The following is a 17,551-nucleotide window of genomic DNA, read 5'->3' as shown; positions in this document are numbered from 1 at the left end:
TCAGTCGCCGACGAGGGCCACGGCGACGGCCCCGAGGACACCCAGCGCGAGGAACGCCGCGCCAAACAGCACGAACGCCCCCCGGAGGGCCGATACGAACGCCGGTAGTCCCGCCGGTGCGGCGACAGTGACGAGACCGGCGATACCCAGACAGAGCACCGCCACGAACCCGCCGACGAACAGGAGGTCCATGGGATCGAGGGTCTGCACGGCCGCGAAAGGACTCGCCAGCGTCAAAACGGCATCGGGACGCGAATCGAAGCCGTCGCCGCGACGCGCACAGACGACCCTCCCAGCGGTCGGCATCGCCCTCGTGCTCCTGACCGTCGTCACCGCGCTGGGACTCGCGATGGCCGATTCGGCCATCACCAGCGCGGACCGGACACCGGACGAGCGCCGGGTCGCGGCGGCGACGGCCGACCTGTTAGTCGACGCCGACGGACCCCTGACCGATCGCGCGAACGTCCTGAGTCAGTCCCGGGTCGCGTCGTTCGACGCGGCGGCGCTGCGCCGAACAGCACCGCCGGCCAGTGAGTACGCCGTCGCCGTCGAACTCGACGGTACCCGACTGGCGGCCACCGGTGACACGGTAGATGGGACCACCATCCGCCGACTCGTCCTCGTCGAGCGACGGACGCGAGCGACGGTCGAACCGAACGGGACGAGCGTCACGCTCCCACGCCGGGCCGAGAACGCGACGGTAACCATCACCCCACCGCCCGGAACGAGCGTCTGGACCGTCAGGGCGAACGACAGAGTCCTGCTGCACAACGGGAGTGGGCTTCGAGGGACCTTCGCCGTCGACCTGCCGACCTACGAGACGACGCAACTGCAGTTCCAGACGGCGGGGCAGTTACCGGACGGGAGCGTCCGGATCACCTACGACGCCCCGCGGACGACCAAGGCCACGCTGGCGGTGACCGTCGATGCGTAGGGCGCAACTGCCGCTGTCGCTCGTCGAGGTAGCGCTCGGTGCCGTCCTGATTCTGGGCGTCGCACTCGGGTTCGCGCTCGGGACGCCCGCGCCGGACACTCGGGTCCCGCAACTGGAGGTTTACGCCGAGGACACCGCGACGATACTGGCGACCGAACCGCCGCGCCACGACAGGACGACTCGGCTACAGGAGGTCGTCGTCAGCGAACGCGCCTTCGAGCGTGAGCGGCACGCACTCGACCGACGCGTCGCGCGTATCCTCCCCGAGAACGTCCTGTTCCACGTCGAGACGCCACACGGGTCGGTCGGAACGCCGGTTCCCGGACAGGTGACGACGGGGACGGCGACAGTCTCGACCGGGTCCGGGACCGTCCGAATCGAGGTGTGGTACGCGTGAGACGGCGCGGCCAACTGGTGCTCGTCGCCGCGGCGCTGGTCGCCGTGGCTCTCGCGCCCGTCGTCCTCGCGTACCTGCAACTGGGGTATCACGACGACGTGCGCGCGACGGCCGAGTACGGCGACCCGACGGCGGAGACGCTCCGAGTGCTCGACCGGGCCGTCGCGACGACGAGCAGTGACGTTCCCGGCGACTACTCGTGGGCCCGTCGCACCGTCGCAGTCACGTCCGTCCGCGACGAGTTGCGACCGACGCTGGCGCGTCTCCGAACCGACCGCATCGAACGCGGAACCGTCACTGCGATAGCGTACAACGCGAGCGTCGCGACCGCGTGGGCCGACGCCAGTTGTCCGAGCGGACCGGACCGTCAGTTCGGGGACTGCGTCGCCGACCGCGGCGTCGTCGTCCAGAACCGGACCGACCGCACGCACGTCCTCGGCGTCGCCGTCGACGTGACCACGACCACGGAGCGAGGAGAAACGACTATCACCGTGGTGGTCGATTCGATGGGTCACTGACCAGTGAGCCGACCGATTCACTAACAATGCAGGCCAACAATGAACGAACAACGGGTATGCAACCAGGTACTGAAGATTTCGAGGACGTCCAGTTCCTCACCGGCTCGCCACAACGCTACGGCGTGCTGTCCTCGCTGTGTGAATCGTCCGCCCGTCCCTGTGAACTCTGTGACGAGGTCGACGCCACGCGGACGACGATTCAGCGCATCTTAGCGGGGTTCCGAGAGCGGCAGTGGGTGGTGAAACGCGACGGCGAGTATCGGCCGACGGTGACTGGCCGGCGCGTCTGCGAGCAGTACCAGTCGCTCCTCTCCGAGATTGAGCGGGCACGTGATTTCGGGCCGCTGGCGACCCACCTCGACACCATCGACGACGACCTACCGACCGAGGCCCTAGAGAGCGGGCGACTGACCGTCGGGTCGGACGGAAACCCGCTGGCCGCGGTCAATCGGTTCACCGAGTGGTTCCGGGCGGTCGACGGCGACGTCCGCGCGGTCTCGCCGATCGTCGCACAGCCGTTCAACGAAGTCGGTGCGGAGTTGCTGGCCTCGGGTACGTCTATCGAGTTCGTCATCGACCAGACGGTCCTCGAACGGTCCGAACAGGAGTACGGAGAGGCGCTCGAACACGGGCTGGATCACGACCGGATTTCGATATACATCCACGAGGACCCGCTCATGTTCGGCCTCGTCGTCGACGGGGCGAGTCGCTGTTGTCTGGCGGCCTACGACGAACACAACAACATCAGGGCGTTGCTGGAGACGGGCGGTGCGGAAGTCGTCGACTGGGCAACTGGGGTGTTCGAACGACATCGAGACCGAGCAAAACCGCTCTCGGCGGTTTACTCTTGAAAAGACGCCAGTTGATGGAGTGCAACCCTAACTGACGTCAGCGGGGGGAAGGCCGAAGCGGAATCGCAAACGTGAGCGCACCACGGACACCAGCGTGAGCGCCCACATGAGGTGGAGGGGTTCTCCCCATCGAGTTTTCCGGGGGGATACGTTCTATACTTATCCGCTGATATATGTTACAGCCCCTGTAACACCGCGCAGAAATCACCGGCTTTGCAGGCGTCGTCCGCACGTTCTTGACCGACGCGTCCGTAAAGTGTGTGTGGGTCCCACGCATAGCATTGGCTTCGAGACACAGCGCGAGGAAGTCCTCGGCGAGCGTCTCCCCGTGGAAGGCGACCTGCCGGCGTGGCTCACCGGCCGGTACGTCCAGAACGGCCCGGGGCAGTTCGAAGTCGGTGAGACGGCGCTTCGACACTGGTTCGACCCGCTGGCGATGCTGCGCGGGTTCCGCATCGACGACGGGGTCGTCTACACCAACCGCTTCGTCCGGAGTCGGGACTTCGAGTTCGCGCGGGACCGCGGCCGGGTCAGAACGCCGTTCCCCGGCACGCCGCCAGACCGTCCCGTCTGGACCCGCGTTTGGCAGGCCCTCTCCAGTGAGTTCCCGGACAACCCGGTCATCGGCGTCGCCAGATTCGGCGACGAACTGGCGGCGGTCACCGAGTCGGCCGTTGCGCTGACCGTCGACCCCGAGACGCTCGCGACGACGGGTCGAATCGACCTGACCGACGGTGTCGACGCCGACCTGACGCTGGGCCACCCACACTACGACCCGGCACGCGAGACGCTGGTGAACCTCGGCGTCAGTTACGGACTCGAGACGACCTACACGCTGTTCCGACGGGACGACACCACCGTCGAGACGACGGCGAGCCTCACGTTCGACGACGCCCCGTACGTCCACTCGTTCGCCCTGACCGAGCGGTTCGCCGTGATCCCGTCGATGCCGTTCGGACTGGACCGCACCGCGTTGCTCGTCGGGACCGCGACGCGACAGACGCTTCTCGACGCGTTCGAGCGGTTCGACCGGGTCGGCGAGTTCGTCGTCGTGGACCGCGAGACCGGGGCAGTGGTCGCGCGGGTCGAGGCGGACCCGATGTTCGTCTACCACCACGCCAACGCGTTCCGCGACGGCGACGACTTGGTCGTGGACCTCGTGGCCTATCCCGACGAGCGGGCGGTGACCGACCTCGTACTGGCGAACCTCCGGAGCGAGTCACCCTCGGTACCACAGGGGGACCTCCGGCGCTACCGACTCCCACTGAACGGTGGCCGGGCCACGTTCGAGACCGTTCGCGAGGGCCAACTGGAGTTCCCCGTCGTCGACTACCCTCGCCGTCTCGGCCGGCCCTACGACTACGTCTACGTCGCCGAGACGAGTTCGAAGAGCGGGGCCAGCCTCCCCACTCGGGTGGCGAAGGTGTCGGTTCCCGACGGCAAAGCGGTCGCGTGGTCCGAACCGGAGACGTATCCGGGCGAACCGATGTTCGTCCGGCGGCCCGACGCCCGGAGTGAGGACGACGGCGTCGTGCTGAGTCTGGTGTTAGACGGCAGGCGTGACCGGTCGTTCCTCCTCGTACTGGACGCGGCGACCATGTCAGAACTGGCCCGTGCGCCGCTCCCGCATCGCGTGCCCTACGGATTCCACGGCCAGTTCTACGCCGACGACGCTCCCACGCGGAGTATGGCGTGACTGTCCCGGGCGACAATTAAGTACCCGGCAGCCGTTCTCTCGTCTATGTCACCGCCCGGACGTGAGGTCCAGTACACCGAATCGGACGTCATCGAAGTGTTCAAAGACCGGGGCGACTACGCCGAACCCCTGACTGCGTCGGAAGTCGCCGACCGGCTCGGCTGTTCCCGCCGCACCGCGTTGAACAAACTCCACAGTCTCGAATCGGACACGGACATCACGAGCAAAAAGGTCGGCGGCCGCTCGCGCGTCTGGTGGATTCCGGTCCGGACTGACTGACGCCGCAGGTCAGAAGTCCCACTCGTCCGCTCGGGCGCGCGCCTCCTCGCGGGCCTGTTCTCGAATCGCCGCTATCTTCTCCTCGTTCTCCAGGAACGCCTCGACAGCACTGTGGTCGTCTGCCGTCTGGGCCGTCGTCGGCGTCCGGTCGTCCGGGGCCGCACGCCGCGTACTGTCTGCCAGTGCCGGGTCGCCTGCGAGTCGTTCGGCGGGCATCCCCGGGGGGACCCGAAGTTCCGCCGCCTCGTGGGCGGTGGCGAGGTCCGCCGTATCGAGTTCGAACACGGAGACGTGGTACGGGCCGGGGACGGCGAGGTCGGCCAGCGCCCTCGGCCCGCCGCGGTCGGTGCCAGTGTGGTAGGCCAGCACCGGGACACCGTCCTCGAAGGTGACGACGCCGCGCCCGTCGGCATCGAGCAAGAGCGTCTCCTGTGACTCGAAGACGGCGTAGCCGGTCACCGTCCGGTCGAGGACGTCCGCGAGCGTCTCGCGTGGATCGCTCACCACGCGGGACTTCCGGAGCGTTCCGCGGGGTAGCTTCATGGCGTCTCCGGGATGACCGCGCTGCGGAACCGGTCGGCGACGTCGCCGGACTCTCCGTGATCGACCGAGAGCGCGTCGGCCGCGCGGTGGTACGCTGTCGCGGCCGCACAGTCGGGTGCGTGAGCGAGGAGCGGTCTGCCGGCCCGGCGGGCCTCGCGGGCCCGTTCAGTCTCCGGGACGGCGGCGAGCGTCGGGCCGTCGAAGTAGCGTTCGGTCTTCGCTGTGACGTCGTCGATGCGTTCGTCCTCCCGGACCTTGTTGAACAGGAGGCCAGCGATGCCAGTGCCGTAGGACGTGGCGTACTCCTGTACTTTCAGGCCGTCCGAGATGGCGGGAATCGTCGGCTGGAGGACCACCACGATGCGGTCGGCCATCACCACCGGCAGGACGGCCGCCCGGCTATCGAGCGCCGGCGGGGAGTCCAGCAGGATGACGTCCGTATCGGCCGCGAGCGTCGCGACCACGTCCCGCAGGCGCGTCGGGTCGGCGTCACGGAACCCGTCGAGACTCGTCCCGCAGGGGATGACGGTCATCCCGAAGCGCTCGTAGGCCGCGTCGGCGACGGCGGCGTCGTCGGCCAGTACGTCGTGGAGTGTCGTCTCCGCCTCAGAGAGACCGGCGTGAAAGAGCAGGTTCGCCATCCCGGTGTCGGCGTCGACGACGGTCACGTCGTAGCGCTCGGCGAGCGCCATCCCCAGTGCGACCGTACTCGTGGTCTTACCAGTCCCCCCCTTGCCACTGGCGACCGCGAACACTTCGACCATGCTCCCTACTGCCCGCTCGCTCGCATATAAAGTTCGTGGAAGCGCGTGGTGAAAAAACTACCACTCGACCGGCAGCGGCCCGTGGTCGACGTGGGACTCGACGAGCGTCGCCGCTCGGTCGTACGGGTCGGGCCGGGCTACCTCGGAGCCGTCTGGAGAGTCGTTTCCGACCGTTTCGAACGCGTTTCTCACGAAGGCATCGCGTGCGCAGTCGTTCACGAAGAGGTCGTGGAGGTACGTCCCGACGGCGGTGGTCGTGGCCGCGCCGCCCCCGCCGAACGGACGGGCCACGTCGGCCGTCGGTTCGGAGTCCCCCATGTGGATCTCGTAGCCCTCGACGGTCCCCGCTGCGCCGTCCAGCGGGCCAGCGCCGTCCAGTTCCCGCGTGACGTGTTCGACCGTCTTCTCCGCCGAGAAGGTGGTCCGGACCGGGAGGACGCCGAACCCGTCGACGCGCTCCTGCCCCCCGGAGCCTTCGATAGCCGCGTTCAGAATCACCTCGCCGAGCATCTGGTACCCACCACAGAGGCCCACGACCGGTCCGTCGAAGGCCGCGAGCGCGTCGCCGAAGCCGGCCGCTCGAAGCGCCAGCAGGTCGTCGACGGTGTTCTTGCTCCCCGGCAGGACCACCGCGTCGGCGTCGGCAAGCGAATCAGAAAGCGGGACGTAGGCGACCCGGACGCCGGGTTCGGCGGCGAGGGGCTGGAGATCCGTGAAGTTCGAGATGTGCGGGAGTCGCGGCACCGCGACGGTGACGCTCCGGTCGTCGGGGACGCCGTCGTCGGCACCCCGGACCGACCGCTTGCCGACGGATGGCAGGGCGACGCTGTCCTCCTCGGGCAGGCCCGGGTCGTCGTAGGGGAGGACACCGAGGACCGGGACGCCGGTGCGGTCCTCGAACGCGTCGAGGCCGGGGTCGAGCAGCGAGCGGTCGCCCCGGAACTTCGTAACGACGGCGCCGACGACTCGCTCGCGTACGTCCTCAGGGACGAGTTCGAGCGTCCCGACGAGCGAGGCGAACACGCCGCCGCGTTCGATGTCGGCCACCAGCAGAATGTCCGCGTCGGCGAAGCGGGCCGTCTCCACGTTCGCGAGGTCGCGGTCGTGGAGGTTGATTTCGGCGATAGAGCCGGCCCCCTCGGCGACGACGACGTCGTGGTCGGCGGCGAGTCGCGCGTGGGCCTCGCGGGCGGCGTCAAGGGCCATCTCCCAGTGACTCTCGTAGTACTCGCCCGCGGCGACGTCGGCGACAGCCTCGCCGTCGACGACGAGTTGGGACTCGCCGTCGCCGCGGGGTTTGAGTAGGACGGGGTTGTGGTCCGTCGTCGCCGGGACGCGGGCGGCGCGGGCCTGCACGTACTGCGAGACGCCGACTTCCCCGCCGGGCGTCGCTCGCGCGTTCGTGCTCATGTTCTGGGCCTTGAACGGCGCGACGGAGACACCGCGATCGGCCAACAGGCGACAGAGACCGGCCGCAACCGTACTCTTTCCCACGTGTGAAGCAGTGCCGGCGACGAGGACGGTATCGGCCATCGACCGGTTCTCGGTCCCCCACGACAATGAGTGGTTCGTCGGCGGGCTTTTCCGGTCGCCGGTCGAAGCCGACGGCGTGACCGACGACCGAGTGCGTGCCGTCTACGACCACCTCGCCGCGACCGGCGAGCGCCCCGTCGAGCGGACCGCAAGTCGGTGGCTCGGCGAGGCGGAGGCCGTCGCGCGCGACGTGGCGGAGGGGGATCTCGACCCGGCGGTCCGGCGGCGACGACTAGAGACGATTGCCGAGTTGCTAGACAACGTCGCCGGGACCGGCGACGAGATAGCCGACGACCACATCGCGGCGGCACGGGTCCACCTCGAGGAGTTGCGCTCGGAGTCGTAGCCGGCCGACCGTCAGTACTCGGTGCCTTTCCGCGCCGGGTGGCCGGCCTCAAGCGGGTGTTTCACTTTCCCGACTTCGGTGACGAGGTCGGCGCGTTCGAAGACGTACTCGGGGCGCTCGTGGCCCCCGGTGAGGACGAGTTCCACGTCGTCTGGTTTGGCCTCGACGAGCGAGACGACGTCCGCCGGGTCGACGAGGCCGCGATTGGCGGCGTACAGAATCTCGTCTACGACGAGCATATTGACGCCATCTTCGGGCGGTCCCTCGGGGTCGAGCGGTTCGGAGAGGTCGGCCTCGCCGCTGGCGTCGAGGATCTCCCGGGCGCGAGCGAGTGCGCCCTGTGCGCGAGCCTCGTGTTCGCCGTCGTCGCTGCCGTCCATGAAGCCGTGCCAACCGTAGTGGCCGGCGTTCTCGTAGGAGAACCCCGGCAGGGCGGCGATAGCGTTGTACTCGCCGCGAACGTCCTCGACGGTGCCGGTGCCGCCCTTCATGAACTGGAGGAGGTGGACGCGGTAGCCGTGGCCGACGGCGCGGGTCGCCATCCCCAGCGCCGCCGTGGTCTTGCCCTTGCCGTCGCCCCACCACACTTGCACGAGGCCGAACTCCTCGGGCGCGCTCGGCGTGATGGATTCGGCGGTCGGACCGGCGGTGTTGTCGCTCATACCCGGAGTTCAGGGGGCGCGAACATCGGTCTGACGGTCAGTGATCACGCCGTACTCGGCCTCGTCGACGCCGGGCGGGCCCTCGTCGTAGCGGGCATCGAGACTCGCTACCACGGCGTCTCTCACACAGGCCCGGGCCGCGGCCCCAACCGCCGTGGCGCTCCCGGTGAACGCGACCCGGTCGGCGTCGGGTACCGATCCGACGAGGACGGCGTCCGACGTGGTCCCCGGGACGCCGGCCACGTCCAGCAACGTCGCCGCCTTCGCCTCGACGGCCGTCGCGAGGAGGGTGGCGAGCGCACCCTCGGAAAGCGCCCGGTCGGCGCCGACGACGAGGTTGACGGTGCCGGGTCGCCAGTCGGCGGCGTCGCCGCTCTCGGTGCCGGCTTCCGCCTCGTCGGCCATCGGCAACGCCGCTGGATTCGAGAGGCCCGCTGTCGCCAGCACTGTCACCGGCCCGCTGTCCGCACGGCGGGCATGGTCCATGTGGACACCGGTGAGCAGCGTCGGCCCGACAGAGAACCCGGCGTCGGCCAGTCGCTCCGCGCGGTAAGCGTCGAGGTCGGTGCGTTCGAACCCGGTCGGCACCGTGACGTTGTAGACGGCGTCGGCGTCGCGGTAGCCCCCGTCCCACGCCGTCGAGAGCCAGCGCGCTCCCTCTCGTCGGGCCTGTACGATGCCGTCCCGACGGGTCGTCTCAAACACCCAGCGCCTCCAGCAGTCGGTCGTTCTGTTCGGGGGTGCGAACCGCGACCCTGACGTGGCTGTCGAGTCCCCGGAAGGTGCGGGCGTCCCGGAGCGCGATACCCCGTTCCCGGGCGGTCAGCAACAGGTCGTCTACGGTCGTATCCGTCACCTCGAACAGGAGGAAGGGCGCGTCGGACGGATACACGCCAAAGCGCGAGGACAGGCGCTCGTACATCCGTTCGCGCTCGTCACCGACCCGCTCTCGGGTCCGTTCGACGAAGGCCTCGTCCCGGTAGCAGTGCTCGCCCACCGCCGCCGCTGGTTCGCTCATCGACCACGCGCGCCGGGCGGTCGCCAGTCGGTCCCGGGCCGCCTCACTGGCGACGGCGTAGCCCATCCGGACGCCCGGCAGGCCGAACAGTTTCGTCAGCGAGCGAGCGACGACGACGCCCGTCCGGCCGGCCAGCGAGGGGTCGTCAGTGAACCCGAGGAACGCTTCGTCGACGAGCAGCGTGGTGTCTGCCGCCCGACAGCGGTCGGCGAACGCTCGCAGAGCCTCGGCGTCGTAGCAGTCGCCGGTTGGGTTGTTCGGGTTGCAGACGATCGCCATCGCGTGTGGCGCGGGGTCACTGTCGAGCATCTCGTCGTGACCGACGAGCGCGGGTTCACCGCCCTGTAACCGCACCTCGCGGACGTACTCGCCGAAACTGGGCGTCGGAACGAGGACGCTCTCGCCGCGCCGAACCGTCGTCTGTATCGCGAGTCGAATCGCTTCGAGGCCGCCCGCGGTCGGGATGACTTGCAGCGGGTCACAGCCGACGAACTCGGCGGCGGCCGTCCGAAACTGCACGTAGTCGTCGGCCGGGTACGACCGTGACGCCGCGAAGGCCGCGCTGAACACTCGGGCGGCACCCGACGGTACCTCGGGGTTCGTGTTCGCGCTGAAGTCGAGCAGGTTCGGGTCGTCGCTGCTGCCGTGCGGGACACGCCCATCGGCGTCGACGTGTGAGTCCGACTCGCCAGCGGCGCGCAACTGCTCGACTGTGTCCGGGTCCATGCCGTCCTCAAAGGGAAGGACCGACGAGAAAGTTTCGCGCGCTACAGAAACTGCTCGGCGACGCGGGCGTCCGCGAGGGTGTTGACGTTGACCGCCACCCGAACGTCGTCGGTGAGCCACGCGTCCTCGCCCGTCTCGTCGACGACGTTGACCCCCGTGGGCGCCACTTCACGACCGTCACGCTCGAAGGTCGTGTCGTCGCTCACGCCGAGGTCGCGCTTGCGGGCGGCAGGTGTCAGCACGGACATCGACCCGCCATCGTGAGCAGCGAGCACCCGGTCGAGTATCTCGCCGTCGAGCAAGGGGAGGTCCGCGGCGACGGTCAGCGCCGGCGTCGAGAGGCGGTCGTCCGAAAGCGCCGCGTCGAGGTCCGCGACGTAGCCGTCGCCGGGCGTCTCGATAGCCGGGACGTCGAGGTGGGCGCTGGTCGCCGGTGCGTTCGGTGACGTGGCTGCGTACACCTCTTCGACGCCGCTCTCGGCGAGTGCAGCGACCACCCGGTCGACCATCGGGACGCCGCCGACCCGAAACAGGGGCTTCTCCACCGCTGTGTCGAGTCGGGTGCCCCGCCCGCCACACAGCACTAGGGCGTCCACGCGAGCACCCCCCAGTCGGTCAGCGCCCACGTCGCGACAGCGGCGTGGAGTGCAACGACGCGAGCGAGTTCGTTGGCCGCGCCGAACACGTCGCCGCCGACGCCGCCGAGTCGACGGTCTGCCCACCGGTTCAGCGAAACGGCCACAGCGACGCTCGCGACGCTCGCGACGGCCGTCGCGGGGAACGCGAGGAGGGCCGACGGACCCGCCGCGAGAAGCGGAACGACGAGGTCCGTCGCCTCGTTGCCATCGAGCATCGTCGACCCGAATCCCTCGTGACTCGGTGTCCCCAGACAGGCCAGCGTCGCCATCGCGAGTTTCGCGCCCACCTCGGCGGCGAGGACGACGGCGACGGCGGTCAGCAGCGGGAGTCGCGCCACCGCCAGCGCACCCAGTCCCAGTCCGAGCAGGACCGTTCCGAGTGTGAGTACCGCGCCGACGCCGACGGTGGTATCACGCATCACCTCGCGGCGTTCGGCGGGGTCGCCGTGGACGACGGCGGCGTCCCCGAGGTCGGCGAGGCCGTCGGCGTGGTTGACGCCGGTGACGACGACGACAGCTGCGAGGTACGCCCCCGCGACGACTGGCGCCGGCAGCACTCCGGCGGCGAGGAACGGAATCGCGACCAGCGCGCCGACGACGTACCCTGCAAGCGGGAAGGCGGCAGGCGTCGCGGTGAAGGCGTCCCACGCCGTCTCGCTGTGGCCGACGGGGAGTCGCGAGAGGAATCCCAGCGCGCCGCGGAGCGCGCTCAGAGCCACGTCACCACCCCTGCCAGCGCGTAGGAGAGGAGGCCGGCGAGGCCGACCCGTCGAACGCCGCGTCGGGCGCTCGCGACGGTCGGGAGCGGCGCGTCGGCGTTCAGGACGTAGACGCCGGGCTTCTCCAGTCGATTGTCGAGGGCGGCCGCCGCGACGCCCATCGGCCACCCGGAGTTCGGCGAGGGGACGCGGTCCAGCCACGAGTGAGCGCGCGTAAGTGAGCGCAGGTCCCCGAACGCGACGGCGAGCAAGAGCGCACTCACGCGGGCCGGAAGCCACATCACGGCGTCGTCGAGTCGTGCGGCCGGGGTCCCGACGCGTTTCGAGCGGTAGCCCAGCATCGAGTCCATCGTGTTGACCGCCTTGACCCACGCGGCCGCCGCGGCGGCCAGTGCGAGCGCCGAGATCCCGACGAGCGGCGCGAGAACGGCCGCGAGGACGAACGCCCCGAGCGAGGCGACCAGTCCGTCGGCGAGGTTCTCGGCGGCGCTCTCGACGGCCGCACTCCGCAAGAGGGCGGGCGAGAGGTCGCCGGCGTCCCGGCCGGCCAGCGCGAGCAGTCCCTCTCGGGCGGCCGCGAGGTCCGTCTCGGTGTCGTCGACGACCGACCGGGCGGCGTCCAGCAGGCGCCGGAGGCTGGTCGTCAGGAAGAGGACGACGCCGGCGAGGAGAACGCCAAGTGTCGGCTGGACCGTACTGCCCGTCGCGACGGTCGCGACGGCAACGAGCGCCGCGAACAGGGGGAGCGCCAGCGCCGCGAGCGAACCCACTGCGAGCGGGCGCGACCACTCGCGGTCCAGCGGCGCGACCAGCGACCCGAACCACGCGACGGGGTGGAGCCGCGTCGGTGGCTCGCCGATAGCCGCTTCCAGCACCGCCGCGACGACGACGGCGGCGGCCACGGTCAGCACAGCGACCCCTCCCGGAGTCGGTCGGCGACTGTCGCCAGCGACGCGTCGTCGAGGAGGACCGACGTCGCCCCGACCCGGCCGGCCCCGCCGTCCGTGCGGGCGTCGTCGCCGACGTGGACCAGTTCCGACAGCGGGACGCCGAGCGCGTCGGCCGCCGCCTGAAAGATTCGCTCGTGGGGTTTGCGCCAGCCACAGTCGACGCTCGTGACGACGCTATCCGGCCCGAGGTCCGTCTCGGGGCCGAGGTCGGCCCGAGCGAGCGTTCGCTCGACCAGTCCGGGGACGCTGCAGTTCGAGCAGACGGCGACTCCACCGCGGTCGTGGGCGGCCCTGAGAACGTCGCGAGCGCCGTCCCTGACGGTGACCGGCGCGTCGAACGCCGCCAGCACGGCCTCGCGTGCAGTGTCGGGCGAGACGTCGACGCCGCGGCTCGCCAGCGCGAGACGGACGTGTTCGTCCAGCGGGGCCTCCCGACCGCGCTCGTACTCGCGGTGGGAACGCCGGTAGGCGGCTTCCCAGTCGTCGGGGACGCGGACGTCCCGCGCAGCGAGGCTGTCGGCCACGGCGTCCCACGGCGCGTCGGGCCGGTCGGCGTCCACGAGCGTCCCGAACAGGTCGACGGAGAGTGCCACGTCCGTGTGGTTACTGCAATCACACTTGAACTGTGCGGTGGCGTGGAGGAGTCGACGAGCGAACCGCTGTGCTAGTGGGGTCGAAGCGCGTCGAAAACGGAGTGCACTGCAGACGGCGTTACAGGTCCGACCGCAGTCGCACCTCGTCGTCTGTGACGGTGGCTATCGACGCTTCCTGAAGCGGATAGCCCTCCTCCTCGTCGACGTTCTCCCAACCGAGCGCCGTCTTGAGCTTGGTCGTTATTCCCGGGTCGGGGTCGACGTAGGCCGTCCCGTATCTGTAGCCGCTGACGAGGCCGACCGCGGTGCCGTCGGCGGCGACGACCTGCTTCCCGATGTCGTCGTTCGTGAGTTGGACTGTCGACATTGCACTCGACCGGAGGAGTGCGCCGTACACCACAGTAGTGCTTGCACACGCAACTCCACCAGCGGTGACCCAGCCAACGGAAAGTTGTAAACGCCCGCCAGTCGCATATCGGCCACTGATGCCCACCATCGTATCCGGGACGGTGCCGGCCAGTGATCTGGCGCTCAACCACTCGCTGGAGGCGTTACCGGAGTTGCTGTTCGAAGTCGAGCGAATCGTGACCAGCGGCGACGACGCACTCATGCCGATGCTGTGGGTTCGGGGGAGTTCACGGGCGGAAATCGAGGCGACGCTGGAGGAAGACCCGACGGTCGACGAGGTCACACTCCTCGGCGACTTCGACGACGAGTGTCTGTTCAGGATGGAGTGGGTCAGCCGCATCGACCTCATCATGCAGATGCTCACGAACTCCGAGGCGACTGTTCTCGACGCCGTCGGACAGGGCGATCGCTGGAAGGTTCGGGTCCTCTACCCTCGCCGGTCGCTGTTCTCGAAGACGCACGACTTCTGTACGGAACACGGCGTGGAGTTCGAGGTGTCGTCCATCCGCGAACTGGACGAAGGCCCGGCAGGTCGCTACGGGTTGACCAGCGCACAGTACGAAGTGCTCTCGGAGGCGTCGCGACAGGGATACTTCAAAGTCCCGCGGGAGGTGAGCCTCTCGGAACTCGCCGACGACCTCGACATCTCACATCAGGCGGCGTCCGAGCGTCTCAGGCGGGCGACGGACGCGCTCGTCGAAGATACGCTGTTCGTCGGGATGGCCGAACTGGAGTGAGCGCTCCGAGACGACGAGACGGCCGATAGGTCACCCCTCGGTCGTGCCCGACCGGCGCCGACGCCGGAGGTAGACGAAGAGTGCGAGGACAGCGACAGAGAGCACTCGCCGGGACGGCAGTCGACGGCCCGAACTCGTCTGTATCTGGTCGCCGTCGTCTGCCGTCGACTCGGACTGAGCCGGTTCACTCGGGGGCTCCGAGTCCGTCTCGGCGGCGTCGGCGGCGTCCGACTGTGCGCCCTCGGCGAGCACCTCGCGGACGGCCTCTTTGACCGGTTGTTTGAGCAGCTGTTCGACGCTCGTCTGTACGCGGGCCCGCGGTCCGCGCTGCAGTGACGCTGAATCGCTCATCTGACGATCGAGGAGACGGGTGCCGCGAGGAGGTGCGTACTGCTTGCCAGCGCAAGTCACCGGTGGGGTCCAGTGAACGGCGTCCCCGTCTCCTCTCGTGACCGTCGCGAGCGCTGCGCTGTCCGGTCTCACGCTCAGACGCCCGGCGAACGTTACCAGTCGACCGCCGCGTTGACCACGACGCCGAGGAGGAACACGATGGCGGCGAGATAGAGCGCGGTGACGAACAGGAGAATCGCGCCGATGTACCCGTAGGCCGCGTACTGGCCGACGGCCCCGGCGTAGTAGCGGAACGCGACCGGAATAGCGACCCAGCCAAGGGCGGCGACGACGGTCCCGGGGAGCACGTGCCGGAGGGTCGTGTCGACCGGCGGGAGGACGTAGTAGATGGGGACGAACGCGACGACGAGGACCACCAGTGCCGCGACCGCACCGACGAACAGCGGATGGGGTATCCGGAGGTCGGCGTAGGTGAGGACGACGCTAGTCGCCGACAGGAGCGCGACCGCAGCGAGCAGCAAGCCCATAACCAACAGGCTCCGAGCCAGTCGGGCGGGGAGCGAGACGTTCGAGACGCTGCCGTACACCTCCGTGAAGGCGATGGTGAGGCCACGAAACACCTTGCTCCCGCTCCAGACGGCGGCCGCCAGTCCGAGCAGCCCGGCGGTGCTGTGACCGCGGGTGTTCGCCAGTACCTGCTCGAACACGGCCTGCCAGTGCTCCGTGAGCGCCGACCGGAGCAGGTCCAGCAGGGTCTGCGTCCCGCCGACCACCGAGAGGAGGGCCAGCGAGACGACGAGCAACGGGACGATGGAGGCGAGGCCGTAATAGGCGATACTCGCCGCCATGAACGGGACGTTCTCCTCGCGGACCGTCCCGACGACGTCGCGCCCGGTCTCGAAGACACTCATCGTCGAGAACGGGTTGTGTCCGGAGACCGGATATCGTCGCCATACGACGGCCAGACGGCGTGCATAGGTCGACGTGGATCCGTAGAGGAAAGTGCGGACGGCAGGCGCTGGCAAGCACAGGGAGCGCCCGACAGAACGGGACTGTGTCGGCCGCCGAACCGACGCGGGCCGCGCCGCACTCGTCGCCGACCGAGACGGCAACGAATCCGACGGCGACTGTGAGCACAGCCACCACTGTCGCGGGGAGCAGGACTCGACCGGCGCCCGAAAAGTGTCTGAATTAGTATACAGTTAGATGAGGAAATTGTCTGATTTCGTATATATGGTCTGTCGCATACAGTCAGAATACGTAAATGAATCGCTGGACAGGGGCAGTCCCCGTTGGCAGCCATCTAGACGAAACAGTGGTTTCTGGGCCGTGTGAATTTCCGGTCACAGAATGGTACGTAAACTGGTTCGAGTTCGCTACCAGCGGTGGTGGACGGCGTCGAAGACGTACTCCTCGTAGACGTCGCGTATCGCCCCGTGGGTCTGGTGAGGGAGTGGGTCCATTTCGCTGACGGCCGCGTTGGCCTCGATGTGCTCGGGCGTCGTCGATCCGGGGATGACCGTCGACACCGCGTCGTGGTCGAGAATCCAGCGCAGCGCCATCTGGGCCATCGACATCCGCTCGGGGACGTGGCTACGCAGTTCGTCGACGGCGTCGAACCCATCGTCGACCGGCAGGCCCGCGAACGTCTCGCCCCGGTCGAACGCCTCGCCCTCGATGTTGAAGTTGCGGTGGTCGTTCTCCGGGAACTCCGTGTCCCGAGAGAGCTCCCCGGTCAGCAGGCCCGACGCGAGCGGGACGCGAACGATGACGCCGACGTCCCGTCGCGCTGCCTCCTCGAAGAACAGTTCCGCGGGACGCTGGCGGAACATGTTGAAGATTATCTGGACCGTCTCGACGCCGGGGTACTCGATTGCCTTCAGCGCCTGTTCGACCTTCTCGACGCTGACGCCGTAGTGGTCGATCCTCCCCTCGTCTTTGAGGCGGTCCAGCGCCTCGAACGTCTCTGGCTGGTAGTACGCCTCCGTCGGCGGGCAGTGGAGCTGGACGAGTTCCAGCGAGTCGACGCCGAGGTACTCTCGCGAGCGGTCGACGAACTGTGAGAGGTTCTCGTAGTTGTACCGGTCGGCGGTATGCGGATCCAGCCGCCGTCCGGCCTTCGTCGCGACGGTCACCTCGTCGCGAACGCCGCGTTCGTCGAGCACCTCGCCGATGCGCTGTTCGCTGAAGCCGTCGCCGTAGACGTCTGCGGTGTCGATGAAGTCGATACCCGCATCGAGGGCGGCCCGAACCGCCGCACGGCCGTCCTCTTCGTCGACGTCGCCCCAGTCGCCGCCGATGTTCCAGGTGCCAAAGCCGACGTCTGTCACGTCGTAGCCTGTCGTCCCGAGTTGGCGTCGGTGCATACCCGACGGTACGATTTCCGGACACTTGTGGCTGTGGCAAGCGGCACGCTAACCGTCGTACACGACCGAAAAGGGCAGTGAAGCCCGATAGCGTTGGCAGGGACGTGCCAGCGTGGACGCCGAGGGCTATTCGACCCACTTGGCCCGGCGGATGTCGTATCCACCACAGACGGGACAGGAGTGGTGCTGGACTTCCAGTGACGCCTCACATACGATACATATGTACGGACGCCTCGTTCGCTCCCCGAGTTGGGAAACGGTGCGTGCTTTGTCAAAGACTCCCATCGACGACCACACCCACGCTTAGATCCACACTGTCAAAAAGAGCGAGGATAGTTTACGCCACTCGTCCGGTCGCAGTCTGGTGGTTCTCGGATTCGAGATGGTCCGGATTTGGGAGCGTGCGCTGTCTCGCTACCCACCCGAATACGTAGGAGTATAGACACCACTCCCACACCGCTCTCTGGACGGATACCCCACTGTTCTGATACGACAGTCCGTATGGTGCGTACTATGATGTTT

Annotated in this window: 23 protein-coding genes; 8 read left to right on the top strand and 15 right to left on the bottom strand. The window is 68.5% G+C overall.

Annotation, left to right across the window (positions count from 1 at the left end; genetic code table 11):
• A complete protein-coding gene (locus tag IEY28_RS18035; protein ID WP_189001227.1) occupies window positions 1-210 on the bottom strand; it encodes a hypothetical protein in 210 nt (69 codons plus the stop codon).
• Here IEY28_RS18035 and IEY28_RS18030 point away from each other — a divergent pair.
• The 6 genes from IEY28_RS18030 to IEY28_RS18005 all read left to right on the top strand — a co-directional run bounded on the left by IEY28_RS18030 (window position 191) and on the right by IEY28_RS18005 (window position 4,675).
• A complete protein-coding gene (locus IEY28_RS18030) occupies window positions 191-934 on the top strand; it encodes a DUF7263 family protein (protein ID WP_189001224.1) in 744 nt (247 codons plus the stop codon). The two genes, IEY28_RS18035 and IEY28_RS18030, sit on opposite strands and share 20 nt — an antisense overlap.
• Complete coding sequence (locus tag IEY28_RS18025; RefSeq protein ID WP_189001221.1) at window positions 927-1,331, top strand: DUF7262 family protein; 405 nt, start codon at window positions 927-929, stop codon at window positions 1,329-1,331. The genes IEY28_RS18030 and IEY28_RS18025 overlap by 8 nt, the downstream gene beginning before the upstream one ends.
• Window positions 1,328-1,849, top strand: a complete 522-nt coding sequence (locus tag IEY28_RS18020; protein WP_189001218.1) for a DUF7261 family protein — start codon at window positions 1,328-1,330, stop codon at window positions 1,847-1,849. The genes IEY28_RS18025 and IEY28_RS18020 overlap by 4 nt, the downstream gene beginning before the upstream one ends.
• A gap of 56 nt (window positions 1,850-1,905) precedes the next feature.
• Window positions 1,906-2,700: a helix-turn-helix transcriptional regulator gene (locus IEY28_RS18015; RefSeq protein WP_189001215.1), complete on the top strand. Its 795-nt coding sequence runs from the start codon at window positions 1,906-1,908 to the stop codon at window positions 2,698-2,700.
• 262 nt (window positions 2,701-2,962) lie between these two features.
• Window positions 2,963-4,396 carry a carotenoid oxygenase family protein gene (locus IEY28_RS18010; protein ID WP_220639464.1) on the top strand — a complete coding sequence of 478 codons (1,434 nt, stop codon included), beginning with the start codon at window positions 2,963-2,965 and terminating at the stop codon, window positions 4,394-4,396.
• A 45-nt stretch (window positions 4,397-4,441) separates the two neighbouring features.
• Window positions 4,442-4,675: an HTH domain-containing protein gene (locus IEY28_RS18005; RefSeq protein WP_189001209.1), complete on the top strand. Its 234-nt coding sequence runs from the start codon at window positions 4,442-4,444 to the stop codon at window positions 4,673-4,675.
• 9 nt (window positions 4,676-4,684) lie between these two features.
• Here IEY28_RS18005 and IEY28_RS18000 read toward each other — a convergent pair whose 3' ends face one another.
• Genes IEY28_RS18000 through IEY28_RS17990 form a run of 3 tightly spaced genes read right to left on the bottom strand, consistent with a single transcriptional unit; the run spans window position 4,685 to window position 7,515 of the window.
• On the bottom strand, window positions 4,685-5,218 hold the full coding sequence (locus tag IEY28_RS18000) for a DUF8054 family protein (protein WP_189001206.1): 534 nt from the start codon (window positions 5,216-5,218) through the stop codon (window positions 4,685-4,687).
• Window positions 5,215-5,982: a nucleotide-binding protein gene (locus IEY28_RS17995; protein WP_189001203.1), complete on the bottom strand. Its 768-nt coding sequence runs from the start codon at window positions 5,980-5,982 to the stop codon at window positions 5,215-5,217. Before IEY28_RS17995 ends, IEY28_RS18000 begins: the two co-directional genes overlap by 4 nt.
• A 57-nt stretch (window positions 5,983-6,039) precedes the next feature.
• Window positions 6,040-7,515, bottom strand: a complete 1,476-nt coding sequence (locus IEY28_RS17990; protein WP_189001200.1) for a cobyric acid synthase — start codon at window positions 7,513-7,515, stop codon at window positions 6,040-6,042.
• 76 nt (window positions 7,516-7,591) lie between these two features.
• Between IEY28_RS17990 and IEY28_RS17985 the strand changes: the two genes are divergently transcribed.
• Window positions 7,592-7,861: a DUF8152 family protein gene (locus tag IEY28_RS17985; protein WP_189001198.1), complete on the top strand. Its 270-nt coding sequence runs from the start codon at window positions 7,592-7,594 to the stop codon at window positions 7,859-7,861.
• Window positions 7,862-7,872: 11 nt separating this feature from the next.
• Here the strand turns inward: IEY28_RS17985 and IEY28_RS17980 are convergent, their stop codons facing one another.
• The 8 genes from IEY28_RS17980 to IEY28_RS17945 form a co-directional block, all read right to left on the bottom strand.
• A complete protein-coding gene (locus IEY28_RS17980; RefSeq protein ID WP_189001196.1) occupies window positions 7,873-8,523 on the bottom strand; it encodes a cob(I)yrinic acid a,c-diamide adenosyltransferase in 651 nt (216 codons plus the stop codon).
• Window positions 8,524-8,532: 9 nt separating this feature from the next.
• Window positions 8,533-9,228: an adenosylcobinamide amidohydrolase gene (locus IEY28_RS17975; protein ID WP_189001194.1), complete on the bottom strand. Its 696-nt coding sequence runs from the start codon at window positions 9,226-9,228 to the stop codon at window positions 8,533-8,535.
• Entirely contained in the window at window positions 9,221-10,267 is a 1,047-nt protein-coding gene (gene cobD, locus IEY28_RS17970) for a threonine-phosphate decarboxylase CobD (protein WP_189001192.1), read from the bottom strand. Before cobD ends, IEY28_RS17975 begins: the two co-directional genes overlap by 8 nt.
• Window positions 10,268-10,308: 41 nt before the next feature.
• Entirely contained in the window at window positions 10,309-10,848 is a 540-nt protein-coding gene (locus IEY28_RS17965; RefSeq protein ID WP_189001402.1) for an NTP transferase domain-containing protein, read from the bottom strand.
• 2 nt (window positions 10,849-10,850) lie between these two features.
• Window positions 10,851-11,624, bottom strand: a complete 774-nt coding sequence (gene cobS, locus IEY28_RS17960; RefSeq protein WP_189001190.1) for an adenosylcobinamide-GDP ribazoletransferase — start codon at window positions 11,622-11,624, stop codon at window positions 10,851-10,853.
• Window positions 11,615-12,532 carry an adenosylcobinamide-phosphate synthase CbiB gene (gene cbiB / locus IEY28_RS17955; protein ID WP_189001403.1) on the bottom strand — a complete coding sequence of 306 codons (918 nt, stop codon included), beginning with the start codon at window positions 12,530-12,532 and terminating at the stop codon, window positions 11,615-11,617. The genes cobS and cbiB overlap by 10 nt, the downstream gene beginning before the upstream one ends.
• Window positions 12,529-13,167: an HAD family hydrolase gene (locus tag IEY28_RS17950; protein ID WP_189001188.1), complete on the bottom strand. Its 639-nt coding sequence runs from the start codon at window positions 13,165-13,167 to the stop codon at window positions 12,529-12,531. Before IEY28_RS17950 ends, cbiB begins: the two co-directional genes overlap by 4 nt.
• 118 nt (window positions 13,168-13,285) lie before the next feature.
• A complete protein-coding gene (locus IEY28_RS17945) occupies window positions 13,286-13,534 on the bottom strand; it encodes a PRC-barrel domain containing protein (protein WP_189001186.1) in 249 nt (82 codons plus the stop codon).
• A gap of 118 nt (window positions 13,535-13,652) precedes the next feature.
• Here IEY28_RS17945 and IEY28_RS17940 point away from each other — a divergent pair, with 118 nt between their 5' ends.
• The gene (locus tag IEY28_RS17940) at window positions 13,653-14,312 is read left to right on the top strand and encodes a helix-turn-helix domain-containing protein (RefSeq protein ID WP_166968398.1); all 660 of its coding nucleotides are present in this window, start codon (window positions 13,653-13,655) and stop codon (window positions 14,310-14,312) included.
• A 30-nt stretch (window positions 14,313-14,342) separates the two neighbouring features.
• Here the strand turns inward: IEY28_RS17940 and IEY28_RS17935 are convergent, their stop codons facing one another.
• The 3 genes from IEY28_RS17935 to IEY28_RS17925 all read right to left on the bottom strand — a co-directional run bounded on the left by IEY28_RS17935 (window position 14,343) and on the right by IEY28_RS17925 (window position 17,029).
• Window positions 14,343-14,663: a hypothetical protein gene (locus IEY28_RS17935; protein ID WP_189001184.1), complete on the bottom strand. Its 321-nt coding sequence runs from the start codon at window positions 14,661-14,663 to the stop codon at window positions 14,343-14,345.
• 152 nt (window positions 14,664-14,815) lie between these two features.
• Window positions 14,816-15,574 (bottom strand): YihY/virulence factor BrkB family protein, encoded by a 759-nt coding sequence (locus IEY28_RS17930; protein WP_189001182.1) that lies wholly within the window; start codon window positions 15,572-15,574, stop codon window positions 14,816-14,818.
• A gap of 465 nt (window positions 15,575-16,039) precedes the next feature.
• Entirely contained in the window at window positions 16,040-17,029 is a 990-nt protein-coding gene (locus tag IEY28_RS17925; RefSeq protein ID WP_189001180.1) for an aldo/keto reductase, read from the bottom strand.
• Between the last annotated feature and the right edge of the window lie 522 nt (window positions 17,030-17,551).

Source organism: Haloarcula pellucida, assembly GCF_014647235.1.
In the GTDB taxonomy this organism is placed as follows: domain Archaea; phylum Halobacteriota; class Halobacteria; order Halobacteriales; family Haloarculaceae; genus Haloarcula; species Haloarcula pellucida.
This window is presented reverse-complemented; position numbering and strand designations above follow the sequence as displayed.